Consider the following 11515-nt stretch of genomic DNA (forward strand, 5'->3'; position numbering starts at 1 on the left):
GAGGGAGGGCGCCTATGGCTGAACTAGCGCGCACGCCGGCAACACCGCCGGCGGCGATTAGGGAGACGGAATCGGTTTCTTTATGGAAAGAAGCATGGCGGCGGTTTCGAAAAAATAAAATCGCCTTGGTCGGTGCTGGGATCGTTTTGTTTTTTATCCTTGTCGCCATCTTGGCGCCGTGGCTGGCACCGTATGATTATAAAGACCAACAGTTGGCCGAGCGGTTGCAGCCGCCTTCTAGCGAGCATTGGTTCGGCACCGATGATTTTGGCCGCGACATTTTTTCCCGCGTGATATATGGAGCCCGCATTTCCCTGTGGGTCGGATTTTTTTCCGTGCTCGGCTCGGTCATGGTTGGTTCGCTGCTTGGCATTATCGCCGGCTACTATGGGCGCTGGATTGATGGGGTGATTTCGCGTTTGTTTGACATTATGCTGGCGTTTCCGAGCATTTTATTGGCGATCGGCATCGTCGCTGTGCTCGGGCCGTCTTTGCAAAACGCCCTCATCGCCATCGCTGTCATTAATGTACCGAACTTTGGGCGGCTCATCCGTTCTCGCGTGCTAAGCATTAAGCAAGAAGAATACATTATGGCAGCGAAAGCGATCGGCATGAGCGACTGGCGCATTTTAATCCATCATATTTTGCCCAACAGCCTCGCGCCGATTATCGTTCAAGGGACACTGGCGATCGCCACGGCCATTATCGAAGCGGCCGCACTTGGCTTTTTAGGCTTGGGGGCGCAGCCGCCCAATCCGGAGTGGGGGAAAATGCTATCGGATGCCAAAGATTTCTTGACTCAGGCGCCGTGGACGATGATTTTCCCTGGATTGGCGATCATGCTGACGGTGCTTGGCTTTAACTTAATGGGCGACGGGCTGCGCGATGCGCTTGACCCACGGATGAAAAATTGAAGCAGGCGGTCCGCTACGAGCGGCCGCCTGCTGACTTTCCCAGCTCTTTTTCCAGCGTGTCATCGTAATGGTAATGGTGGAAACTATCGATAAGCTTGTCTAAATGTTCGAGGCGATCCCCATAATCCATGATCGCTCCGATTAAAGAAAACAACCGATAATCGCCCGGCGGCTGGCCGTCCGCATAAAAGGCGGAAGTGAGCCGCTCGCGCTGATGATGAATTTCCTCGGCCCGTCTGCTGTGAGGGAGCGGCTTTGCCTTATGGATAAATTTCAGCAACAGTTGCTCATGGTAGTCAAGCAAGCAGCCAAGGTGCAGGCAGACGGCTTGACGAAGCTCGGCGGGCAAGCGGCTGAACTCGTTTTCGAGCCGGTGCAGCCATTTTAAGACAGATAAAGCTCGATCGGCCGCTGCTATCATTTGCCGGTACAACACGAGCTTGCGCGATTTTTGGAAGCGTTGGCGCCGAAAATACGTGCGCTCTTCTTTGTACATAAAATATAGGTGCTCAAGTTTGGTCATTTCTTCGTGCCGCGTTTCAATTTCTTCTTTTAAATGATGATGGTCGGCTGCCTGCTGTTTATGCAGGCGGATCCATTTTAAAATGGCCTCTGTTTCTTCGCTGATTTTTTCATATACCTTTTTTTCGTATTTCGGCGGCAAGAAAATCAAGTTGACGACAAAGGCGGCGAAAATACCGAGCATCATCGTTAAAAAGCGAATGGCCGCAAATTGAATGAACTGGCGGTCTGTATATTCCATAATGGCAATGACTGTGACAAGCGCTACGGAAATCGTCGATGATTCAAGGCGCATTTTCAGGCAAAGGGCGATGACGATCATCAGCGTCAAACCGACGACCAACGGATCGCGCCCAAGAATGAAAACCGCCGCGATCGCGAACAAGGCGCCGATCACATTCGCTTGCACTTGCTCGATCAGCGATAAATAGGAGCGGTAAATGGTCGGCTGCATGGCGAACACAGCGGAAATGCCGGCGAATGACGGCGATGGAAACTGGAAGAGCGCTGCTAAGAACAAGGCGAGCGCCACTGCGATCCCCGTTTTGAAAATGCGGGCACCGAGTTTCATCTATGATCAAAACTCTCCTTTTTGTTTTGGTGAACCATTCAGTACTATACACAGTTTCATCCTATGTGCGCAAGGAAAAAATATAACGCCCCGCTGGTAAAGGCGGGGCGTTGAGAAATTTCTGGTGTTCAAAGCTGCCGGAACGCCTTGCCGACCGCGTCGATCGTGTAGGCGATGTCGTCTTCCGTATGGGCGAGGGTGATAAACCATGCTTCGTATTTCGACGGCGCGAGATTGATCCCTTGTTTGAGCATGAGCTTGAAAAATTTCGCAAACAACTCGCCGTCGCTGCGCTGGGCTTGCTTGTAGTTTTCCACTTTTTCGTCAGTGAAGAAGACGGTGAGCGCGCCTTTTAAGCGGTTGACGGTCACCGGCAGGCCGCATTGGCGAGCATGGGCCAGGATGCCTTCTTCCAGCATTGCTCCCAATCGGTCGAGATGCTCATAGACGCCCTCTTGTTTCAACACTTCAAGGCAGGCGATGCCAGCGAGCATCGACGCCGGGTTGCCGGCCATCGTCCCGGCCTGGTACGCTGGTCCGAGCGGAGCGACTTGTTCCATAATGTCTTGGCGTCCACCGTACGCCCCGATCGGCAAGCCCCCGCCGATGATTTTCCCCATCGCCGTCAAGTCGGGCTCCACACCGAGCAAGTTTTGCGCTCCGCCGTACATAAAGCGGAAGGCGGTGATCACTTCGTCGTAAATGACGAGCGCCCCTTCCTTGTGGGCAATCTCATTGATCGCTTCTAAAAAGCCCGGTTTTGGCAGGACGATGCCGAAGTTGCCGACGATCGGCTCGACGAGGACCGCTGCGACTTGCTCGCCCCAAACGTTCATCGCTTCGCGGAACGATTCGACATCGTTGTATGGCACGGTAATGACTTCTTGGGCGATGCTCGGCGGCACGCCGGCTGAGTCCGGCGTCCCCAACGTCGATGGCCCCGAGCCGGCGGCGACGAGCACAAGGTCCGAATGGCCATGGTAGCAGCCTTCGAATTTGACGATTTTGCTTCGTCCGGTGTAGGCGCGGGCGACGCGGATCGTGGTCATCACCGCCTCTGTTCCCGAGTTGACAAACCGCACTTTCTCGAGCGACGGGATCGCCTCTTTTAACATTTTGGCAAACGTGATCTCATGCGGCGTTGGCGTGCCGTACAACACACCGGTCTCGGCGGCGCGGCGGATGGCTTCCGCGATGTGTGGATGGGCGTGCCCGGCGATGATCGGTCCGTAGGCGGCCAAGTAGTCGATGTACTTGTTTCCATCCACATCCCAAAAGTAGGCTCCTTGCGCCCGCTCCATCACGACTGGCGCACCGCCGCCGACCGCTTTGTATGAGCGGGACGGGCTGTTCACTCCACCAACAATGTGCTGGAGCGCTTCTTCATATAATTGTTCTGATTTGGTCCACTGCATTGTTTGATCCTCCTGTTTCCGCTGACTGCCTCTTTATATAGTAAACCGAGAAGACTCAAACTTCAATGCTATAGGCGTAGGCGGGAGATGGATCGGTTTCTCCCATCATTGACGTGCTGATTCGAAAAAATCCGACAGGGAAATATTTTGTTTCCGTATGGGTGGAAACCGACATCCAACTGTTGCCGACGGTCGATCGGCGAGTGGGCATTGATTTAGGACAAAAGCATTTTGCCGTTCTTTCCAAATCGGAGGCGGCGCCTAACGCAATGGCGTCAACAGACTGGAAAACAAAAAAGATGAAAATGGCGGCGATTCATGTATAATGCAACATAGGAGAAGGGCGCAAGCCGCCTTTTTCCTTTGACGCCAAGGAGAGGTCAGGAGGAGAACGATGAACGCGATTGAAGTAGAACATTTGCGCAAAGAATTTAAAGTGCACAAAAGCCGCTCCGGCCTTGTCGGAGCGTTTCGCGATTTATGGACGCGCCGTTATACGCTCGTTCGAGCGGTTGATGACATTTCGTTTGCCGTCAAGCAAGGGGAAATCGTCGGCTATATCGGCGAAAACGGCGCCGGCAAATCCACGACGATCAAAATGTTGACCGGCATTTTAACGCCAACGTCTGGGCGCATTGTCGTCAACGGGATGAATCCCCATAAAGAGCGCGAAAAATTCGTGCGCACGATCGGCGTCGTGTTCGGCCAGCGTTCGCAATTATGGTGGGACATCGCTGTTCAAGAGTCGTTCCGGCTGTTGAAAAAAGTGTACCGCGTCTCGGACGAGCAATATCGCCGCCATATGGCCGAGGTGATTGACATGCTTGAGATCGGCCCGCTGCTTGATAAGCCGGTGCGCAAGCTGTCGCTTGGCCAGCGGATGCGCTGTGAGCTTGCCGCCGCGCTCATTCACAACCCGCCGCTGTTGTTTTTGGATGAACCGACGATCGGCCTTGATGTGCTTGTCAAACTCAACATCCGTCAGTTTTTAAAGCAGTTGAATGAACGGTATGGCACGACGATCCTGCTGACGACGCACGACATGTCAGACATTGAAGCGCTTTGCGAGCGGGTCATTATGCTCGATGAAGGGAAAATCATTTACGATGGGTCGCTTGAGCGCCTGAAAGAAAGATGGGGGCAAGGAAAACGGGTCGCCTTTACGTTCGCCGAAGCGGTGACGGCCGCTTTTTTGCAGCAGTTGACTGAAGGGTTGGATGTTGTTTGGAAAAAAGGTGAACAGCCAAACGTTTGGGTCTCGCACGTTCCATCAGGAGGCGTGCCGGAAGTTGTCAGTCGCGTCGCTGCCCGTTGTGCGTTAAATGACATCCATATTCACGAAGTGCCGACGGAGGAGATCATCCGCAATATTTATGAGGAAGGTGCGGTTCATGGGTAAGTATGTCGAAATGGTCCGCATCCGCTTTTTAATGATGCTCGCCTACCGGACAAACTATTACACTGGCATTTTGATTTACGCCATTAACATCGCAGCGTATTACTTCCTTTGGTCGGCTATTTATGGCGGCAAATCATCGATGCAAGGGATGTCGCTTGGGCAAATGACGACGTATGTCGCCATTTCCTGGCTGGCGCGGGCGTTTTATTTTAACAACCTTGACCGTGAAATCGCCATGGAAATCCGCGATGGAAAAGTAGCGATTGAACTGATCCGCCCGTACAGCTATTTAGGGATGAAAGCTGTGCAAGGGCTTGGCGAAGGGCTGTTTCGCCTTTTCTTTTTATCGCTGCCTGGGCTTTTGGTCGTATCGCTTTTTTTGCCGCTTCAGTTTCCGGGACACGCCAAAACGTGGCTGTCTTTCGGCTTGTCGCTTCTATTCAGCTTTATCATTTTTTCGGAGCTGAACTTGCTTGCGGGGGTTGTGACGTTCTTTACGTTCCGAAATGAAGGGTTGCTTAGGGCGAAGCGGTTTATCATCGACTTGTTTTCTGGGCTCATTTTGCCGCTTTCCTTTTATCCTGATTGGGCGCAACGGGCGATGATGTATTTCCCGTTTCAAGCCATCAGCTACATCCCAAGCATGATCATGACAGAAAGTTTTAAAGGTGCTGCTGTCCGTGATGGCCTGCTTCTGCAGGCAACGTGGTGCATCGTATTGCTTTTTCCGATTGGATGGTTATGGAGAGCGGCGAAAAAGCGTCTCGTTGTGCAAGGGGGGTAAACGTTGTTTTACGTATCGGTTTTTTTTCAATACATGGCGCAATATATGAAGACAAAGCTGCAATATCGAGCCGATTTGTTCGTGGAGTGGCTGTCTGACTTTATGGCTCAGGCGGTCAACTTGGTATTTTTGCTGGTTGTGTTCGGCCATACGACGCTGCTTCACGGCTGGTCGCGCGATGAGATTTTGTTTATTTACGGTTTTTTTCTTGTTCCATATGCCGTATTTGGCGCCTTTTTTAACCTTTGGGATTTTAATGAACGATATATTGTGCAGGGGGAAATGGATCGTGTGTTGACGCGCCCGCTAAACAGCCTGTTTCAAATTGTTTTGGAGCGGATGGAGCTTGAATCGCTGCTTGGCGCTGTGCCCGGGCTGATCATTATGCTGTATGCCGGCAGCCGCTTGTCTCTTTCGTTTCATTGGTATGATGTCTTCGTGTTTATTTTGCTTGTGATTGGCGGTGTGTTGATTTATGCCGGCATTTTCATTTCACTGGCGACGATCAGTTTTTTTGCCGACGCCCGCACATCCATCATGCCGATGATGTACAACATCAGCAGCTATGGCCGCTACCCGATCGATATTTATCATCGCGTCATCCGCTATATTTTAACGTGGGTGCTGCCGTTTGCCTTTGTCGGCGTTTATCCAGCCTCCTATTTTCTTGACAAAGAGGAATGGTATGGCTATGTCTTTTTCACTCCGGTGGTCGGTGCCGTCTGTTTCGCCGTCTCGGTCATGCTTTGGAACGCCGGGGTGAGACGATATCGCGGGACGGGGAGCTAGGCGCCCCGCCCGTTTTTGTTCATTTGCCATCAAAATGACAAACAATGGTCAAGCAATCGACACAACCTTGTCTGTATCGTTAGCATGTTGTGGCGTAAAATAAAATGTGAATATATTCACAAAAAGGAAGAAGAGGTGAATAGTGATGAAAAACGGGAGAGGAAATCGGGTAGCGGTCGTCGGCACCGGGTTTGTCGGCGCCAGTTATGCGTTTGCCTTAATGAATCAAGGGATTGCCGATGAGATCGTGCTCATCGATGCAAATGAAAACAAGGCTGAGGGCGATGCGATGGACTTCAACCATGGGAAAGTATTTGCGCCGAAGCCGGCTGACATTTGGCACGGCGATTACGATGATTGCCGCGATGCCGATTTGGTTGTCATTTGCGCCGGCGCCAACCAAAAACCGGGCGAGACGCGGCTTGATCTTGTGGACAAAAACATTGCCATTTTCCGCTCGATCGTTGAGTCGGTCATGGCATCCGGATTTCAAGGACTGTTTCTCGTCGCCACCAATCCGGTCGACATTTTAACGTACGCGACGTGGAAATTCAGCGGCCTGCCGCAAGAGCGAGTAATCGGATCGGGCACGATTTTGGACACGGCGCGGTTCCGCTTCTTGTTGGGCGACTATTTCGCCGTCGCCCCGACGAACGTGCACGCCTATATTATCGGCGAACATGGCGACACTGAACTCCCGGTCTGGAGCCAGGCTGATATCGGCGGCGTGCCGATCCGCAAGCTGGTCGAGTCTAAAGGGGAAGAAGCGCAAAAAGAGCTCGAGCGCATTTTTGTCAATGTGCGCGATGCCGCCTACCAAATTATTGAGAAAAAAGGAGCGACGTACTACGGGATTGCTATGGGGCTTGCCCGCGTGACGCGCGCCATTTTGCATCATGAAAATGCCATTTTGACCGTTTCCGCTTACTTGGACGGCCCATACGGCGAACGCGATGTCTACATCGGTGTGCCTGCTGTGATCAACCGAAATGGCATCCGCGAAGTGATTGAAATTGAACTTGACGAGGAGGAGAAAAAATGGTTCCACCGTAGTGCTGCGACGTTAAAAGGTGTATTGGCGCGCTATTTTGCTCAGTAAAGCGCAACGATTGGCTTCATCTGACGGGACGCTGGCTTGTCAAATGGGTCGGGTGATCCGGTGGAATACAGGAGTGCTGCCGATTCAAGCAGGGTGCGGAGGGTCATGCGGTATAATCGCCCGGTTGTCCGCGTATATATGAACGACGGACAAAAATGGGGGGAACGTGATGGATTACGCCTTCCTTGGCATTGTTGCCGCCGTACTGCTCGGCAGCATCACCTCGCTTTGGACAGTGCGCGTGCAAGCGACGCATCGCCTGTCACTCGATAGCTTATGGGTTCTCGTCCAATGGTATTTAACGATGTTGCTCGGTTTTGCCATGATTTATATGATTTTGCAAGTAAACGGCCATGCTGTGTTTACCCCATCCCCAAATAGCGCATCGAAAGATCGTTTGTCGCTGCTTGAAGACAGCTTGTATTTAAGCGGTATGACGCTTTTGTCGGTCGGATACGGTGATGTCACTCCGATCGGCGTCGGGCGGTGGATCGCCATTGCCGAAGCGCTGCTCGGCTACATTATGCCCGCTGTCATCGTGACGCGCACCGTGTTTGACTGGGATCATCGCTGATATGAGTTGCAATTTCCCTTCGTCTTCGCTACGCTAAAAGAAAACGAAGAAGACGGGGGGAACGACATGACGATTGCCATTGGCCAGCCAGCTCCAGATTTCACCTTGCCGGCAAGCAATGGGAAAATGGTTTCGCTGTCTGATTTTCGCGGCCGGTATGTGGTGCTTTACTTTTATCCAAAAGACATGACCCCGGGGTGCACAGCCGAAGCGTGCGACTTTCGCGATCGCCATGCGCAGTTCGCTGAGTTGAACGCCGTCATTTTAGGAGTGAGCACCGACCCGATGAATCGGCATGAGGCGTTTATCGAAAAATATGAGTTGCCATTTTTGCTTCTTTCTGATGAGCGGCATGAAGTGGCCGAGCTGTATGGGGTATGGAAGAAAAAGAAAAATTTCGGCAAGGAATATATGGGCATTGATCGCTCGACATTCATTATCGCCCCCGACGGAACGTTGGTCCAAGAATGGCGCGGGGTGAAAGTGAAGGGGCATGTCGATGAGGCGCTTGCGGAAGTCGCCCGACTAGCGTCATCTAGGTAAGCGTCCAGACAATGTACATCGTTTGGCGTATGATACATAGTAACCTCCTCAAATGAATGACATAAGAGGCGGAAACAATTTCCGCCTCCTTTTTTTGTTAAAATGGCGTCCGAACCCATATATTAATGGCATCTATATTGACAAATGGCATGCATTCTTTGTAGACTAATTATAAATATTATAAAGTGATAATTTTTTTCACCTTTGAACAGAGAGTGAGGTGCATGACGGTGTCTGACAACGAGCAACTGAAGGAAGCGCTTGACATGCTGAAAAAGACTGGCATACGCATCACGCCGCAACGTCATGCGATATTGGAGTATTTGATCAGCTCGATGTCCCATCCGACGGCTGATGAAATATACAAAGCGCTGGAAGGGAAATTCCCAAACATGAGCGTAGCTACCGTCTACAATAACTTGCGCGTCTTTAAGGAAATCGGGCTTGTCAAAGAGCTGACGTACGGCGATTCGTCAAGCCGGTTTGACTTCGTCACTTCCAATCATTATCACGTCATCTGTGAAGAGTGCGGCAAAATTGTCGATTTCCACTATCCAGCGCTCGATGAAGTCGAGCAGCTCGCCGCTCACGTCACCGGTTTTAAGGTCGACCACCATCGCATGGAAGTGTACGGAGTCTGCCCTGACTGTCAAAAAAGCGGGGCGCCGGCGCATTCACATTAAAAAAGCTGATAGCACAAGGCGGCTATCAGCTTTTTCTTTTTTTGTTGTACTTTTCGTCAAACTCTTTTCCTTCCAGTTCGCGGTCTAACGTCAACGGTTCACGGCAAAACATGCATAAATCGACGCGTCCGAGCATTTTTGTCACTTTGCCGCACGACGGGCAAACAACTTGGACGGCTCTCGTCGAGAGTGTGCCGATCCAAAAATATACAATGCCACTGGCGACAAGAAACAACATCCCAAACAACATAAACAACGTCATGATGACCGGGGACGTACGAAAAAACAGCCCAAGATACATGACAATGACACCGATAAAAATCAAGCTTAAGGCGAAAGTGCGAATTTTGTTGATTTTGCTCGAATATTTGATGCTCATCACAGTCCCTCCTACATAGACCACTATACCATAAAACGGGGTCCCATCGCGAAGAAGAAATCAACAAAATCGACGTTTTAAAGAAAGGAATTCCTCTTTTTTTGTCGAATAACGAATGACGGCAACAAACGACAGCTTCATGGATGCAAGCATTCTGGTCTTTCTGAAATGAAACAGGCGTTGACAGCATTGTTTGAACATCTGCACAAACGCAATGTGATGATTGATGACGGTGGAAGGGAGGAAAAAACGTTGCAGAAAAAACAGCCGGCTCAAAATAGGAACGTATGGTTGTCTGTCAATCGATATGTTGGGATATCTGAGGGATTTGTCCGCCCGGATATCGCGGCCGGCTTTCTGCAACGGACGCGAGGTATGAAAGAATTGCTGCATCCCATCTGTCACGAATGGGCAAACCGCTGCAACACGCACGGAATTTTAATGATTGAAAAAACGGCTTGCCATGCAGCAACAACGGATACGTTTGATGTCGTGCTGCTCGTCATTGTCGACCCGCAAAGCGAGCCTATGCTTCTCAGACAGTATTCACTAAACGAGAAAAAGGCGGTGCTTTATGCAGTCAGTGAACGGCAGTTAAATGAATGGCTTGTTCTCGGGTCACATCGAAAGGCGGTCGACTGGGTGTTCAACGGAACGGTCGTGTTTGACCGAAACGGCTATGTTCAGCAGTTGCGCCAGCGCCTTGAGCAATTCCCGCCTAAAGAACGGCGATTGAAAATGGGACTCGAGTTTGCCAAACTGATCCGCCGCTATACGGATGGCAAGGCGCTGTTTGCCGCCAAGCATTGGCTCGACTCATACAACCATATGGTGCAAGCCCTCCATCATTTGGCGCGATTGACCGTGATCGAGCACGGACTTTACCCGGAAGTGACCGTATGGAATCAAGTCAAGCGAATGGATGGAAGGATTTATAAACTGTATGAAGAACTCGTTGGAAGTGAAGAACCGCTTCCGAAACGGCTGGAACTTTTGTTGCTGGCCAGTGAATTTTTGATTCATTCTTACGTAGAATCAGGTTCCTCTCATTTATGCGAAGCGCTGAAAGAAAAAAATGGTGCTTGGAGCATTGAGGAAATGACCGGTCATCCGCAGTTTGCGCCTTACTCGGTTGATCTTGTTATCATGCTTGAGTATCTTGTCGAAAGGAAAGTGCTAACCGTCGTGGAAATGCCGACAAAAGGAAATACAATGCTCGAACGGTATTACACGTTGTAAAAAAAAGAATTTTGACGGTCCCCTTCTGCTGATCCCCAAAAATGGAAGGGAGCCGGTGAGAGGATGGATGCTATTAGGAATTTCATTGTGTTTATACAAATGTCAGTTGCCAAGATCATTGAAGGAAGGAGGCAACCCGGCCGAAAAAAGCTCTTGACTTCCTTGTCGAACGATGATATATTTTAAATCGCTGTCGCGCCGGGAAAATGTTGCGGAGCGGTATGAATAAAAGGCTGTTGACAACGAACAATAAAAATGCTATGATGTAAGGGCCGCTTTAGGAAGCGGAAAACAAATTTGCGTTTGAGGGAGTCCAGAGGAGTTGGATTCCTCGACGCAAGATTGCAAGGGAGTAAGTCTAGGCAGCAGCCTCGTTCCTTGAAAACTGAACGAAACGAAGCGCAAACGAAAAGCGGAGGCGCCGTAATTTCGCCTAAAGGCAGCCCGCGTCCTGCGGGCGACGGCGAAATATCGCCATCCTGGCGATCGCGAAGGGCAAATGTTCTTCGCCTGGAGGGATGTTCACATCCCGAAGGTGAAGGTGATTTGACCTTGAGCGGCGGCGAGCCGAAGCTGAAAAGTTGATCAACTTTCTTTGGAGAGT

At 50.9% G+C, this 11515-nt stretch carries 13 protein-coding genes; 9 read left to right on the top strand and 4 right to left on the bottom strand.

Features of this window, described 5'->3' with window-relative positions:
* The first annotated feature begins 14 nt into the window (after positions 1 to 14).
* Entirely contained in the window at positions 15 to 914 is a 900-nt protein-coding gene (gene nikC, locus DI44_RS13625) for a nickel transporter permease (RefSeq protein ID WP_011229973.1), read from the top strand.
* Positions 915 to 927: 13 nt separating this feature from the next.
* Here nikC and DI44_RS13620 read toward each other — a convergent pair whose 3' ends face one another.
* Both DI44_RS13620 and DI44_RS13615 read right to left on the bottom strand, forming a co-directional pair.
* Positions 928 to 2007, bottom strand: a complete 1080-nt coding sequence (locus tag DI44_RS13620) for an aromatic acid exporter family protein (RefSeq protein WP_033024737.1) — start codon at positions 2005 to 2007, stop codon at positions 928 to 930.
* 128 nt (positions 2008 to 2135) lie between these two features.
* Positions 2136 to 3422, bottom strand: coding sequence for a glutamate-1-semialdehyde 2,1-aminomutase (locus DI44_RS13615; protein WP_013146305.1), 1287 nt, complete (start codon positions 3420 to 3422; stop codon positions 2136 to 2138).
* A 394-nt stretch (positions 3423 to 3816) separates the two neighbouring features.
* Here DI44_RS13615 and DI44_RS13610 point away from each other — a divergent pair, with 394 nt between their 5' ends.
* From DI44_RS13610 to perR, 7 genes are all read left to right on the top strand, one after another.
* A complete protein-coding gene (locus DI44_RS13610; protein ID WP_011229976.1) occupies positions 3817 to 4821 on the top strand; it encodes an ABC transporter ATP-binding protein in 1005 nt (334 codons plus the stop codon).
* On the top strand, positions 4814 to 5605 hold the full coding sequence (locus DI44_RS13605) for an ABC-2 family transporter protein (RefSeq protein WP_011229977.1): 792 nt from the start codon (positions 4814 to 4816) through the stop codon (positions 5603 to 5605). Before DI44_RS13610 ends, DI44_RS13605 begins: the two co-directional genes overlap by 8 nt.
* Positions 5606 to 5608: 3 nt before the next feature.
* Positions 5609 to 6394, top strand: a complete 786-nt coding sequence (locus DI44_RS13600; RefSeq protein ID WP_033024738.1) for an ABC-2 family transporter protein — start codon at positions 5609 to 5611, stop codon at positions 6392 to 6394.
* A 145-nt stretch (positions 6395 to 6539) separates the two neighbouring features.
* The gene (locus DI44_RS13595) at positions 6540 to 7493 is read left to right on the top strand and encodes an L-lactate dehydrogenase (RefSeq protein WP_011229979.1); all 954 of its coding nucleotides are present in this window, start codon (positions 6540 to 6542) and stop codon (positions 7491 to 7493) included.
* 169 nt (positions 7494 to 7662) lie between these two features.
* On the top strand, positions 7663 to 8067 hold the full coding sequence (locus tag DI44_RS13590; protein ID WP_011229980.1) for a potassium channel family protein: 405 nt from the start codon (positions 7663 to 7665) through the stop codon (positions 8065 to 8067).
* Between the two features lie 66 nt (positions 8068 to 8133).
* Positions 8134 to 8610 carry a thioredoxin-dependent thiol peroxidase gene (bcp, locus tag DI44_RS13585; protein ID WP_011229981.1) on the top strand — a complete coding sequence of 159 codons (477 nt, stop codon included), beginning with the start codon at positions 8134 to 8136 and terminating at the stop codon, positions 8608 to 8610.
* A gap of 224 nt (positions 8611 to 8834) precedes the next feature.
* Positions 8835 to 9293: a peroxide-responsive transcriptional repressor PerR gene (gene perR / locus DI44_RS13580; RefSeq protein WP_020279379.1), complete on the top strand. Its 459-nt coding sequence runs from the start codon at positions 8835 to 8837 to the stop codon at positions 9291 to 9293.
* A gap of 25 nt (positions 9294 to 9318) precedes the next feature.
* Here perR and DI44_RS13575 read toward each other — a convergent pair whose 3' ends face one another.
* Positions 9319 to 9672, bottom strand: coding sequence for a YgzB family protein (locus DI44_RS13575; protein ID WP_011229983.1), 354 nt, complete (start codon positions 9670 to 9672; stop codon positions 9319 to 9321).
* A 375-nt stretch (positions 9673 to 10047) separates the two neighbouring features.
* On the opposite strand from DI44_RS13575, the gene DI44_RS13570 reads away from it, so the two are divergent.
* The gene (locus tag DI44_RS13570) at positions 10048 to 10911 is read left to right on the top strand and encodes a nucleotidyltransferase-like protein (protein ID WP_033024749.1); all 864 of its coding nucleotides are present in this window, start codon (positions 10048 to 10050) and stop codon (positions 10909 to 10911) included.
* Positions 10912 to 11093: 182 nt separating this feature from the next.
* Here DI44_RS13570 and DI44_RS19295 read toward each other — a convergent pair.
* A partial coding sequence (locus DI44_RS19295; RefSeq protein ID WP_206741749.1) for a hypothetical protein occupies positions 11094 to 11515 on the bottom strand: 422 nt, incomplete at its 5' end.

This window comes from Geobacillus sp. CAMR5420, assembly GCF_000691465.1.
GTDB classification, from domain to species: Bacteria; Bacillota; Bacilli; order Bacillales; family Anoxybacillaceae; genus Geobacillus; species Geobacillus thermoleovorans.

Coding starts and splice junctions, on each gene's coding strand:
- nikC (WP_011229973.1), top strand. CDS start 15: ATGGCTGAACTAGCGCGCACGCCGGCAACACCGCCGGCGGCGATTAGG.
- DI44_RS13620 (WP_033024737.1), bottom strand. CDS start 2,007: ATGAAACTCGGTGCCCGCATTTTCAAAACGGGGATCGCAGTGGCGCTC.
- DI44_RS13615 (WP_013146305.1), bottom strand. CDS start 3,422: ATGCAGTGGACCAAATCAGAACAATTATATGAAGAAGCGCTCCAGCAC.
- DI44_RS13610 (WP_011229976.1), top strand. CDS start 3,817: ATGAACGCGATTGAAGTAGAACATTTGCGCAAAGAATTTAAAGTGCAC.
- DI44_RS13605 (WP_011229977.1), top strand. CDS start 4,814: ATGGGTAAGTATGTCGAAATGGTCCGCATCCGCTTTTTAATGATGCTC.
- DI44_RS13595 (WP_011229979.1), top strand. CDS start 6,540: ATGAAAAACGGGAGAGGAAATCGGGTAGCGGTCGTCGGCACCGGGTTT.
- DI44_RS13590 (WP_011229980.1), top strand. CDS start 7,663: ATGGATTACGCCTTCCTTGGCATTGTTGCCGCCGTACTGCTCGGCAGC.
- bcp (WP_011229981.1), top strand. CDS start 8,134: ATGACGATTGCCATTGGCCAGCCAGCTCCAGATTTCACCTTGCCGGCA.
- perR (WP_020279379.1), top strand. CDS start 8,835: ATGACGGTGTCTGACAACGAGCAACTGAAGGAAGCGCTTGACATGCTG.
- DI44_RS13575 (WP_011229983.1), bottom strand. CDS start 9,672: ATGAGCATCAAATATTCGAGCAAAATCAACAAAATTCGCACTTTCGCC.
- DI44_RS13570 (WP_033024749.1), top strand. CDS start 10,048: ATGAAAGAATTGCTGCATCCCATCTGTCACGAATGGGCAAACCGCTGC.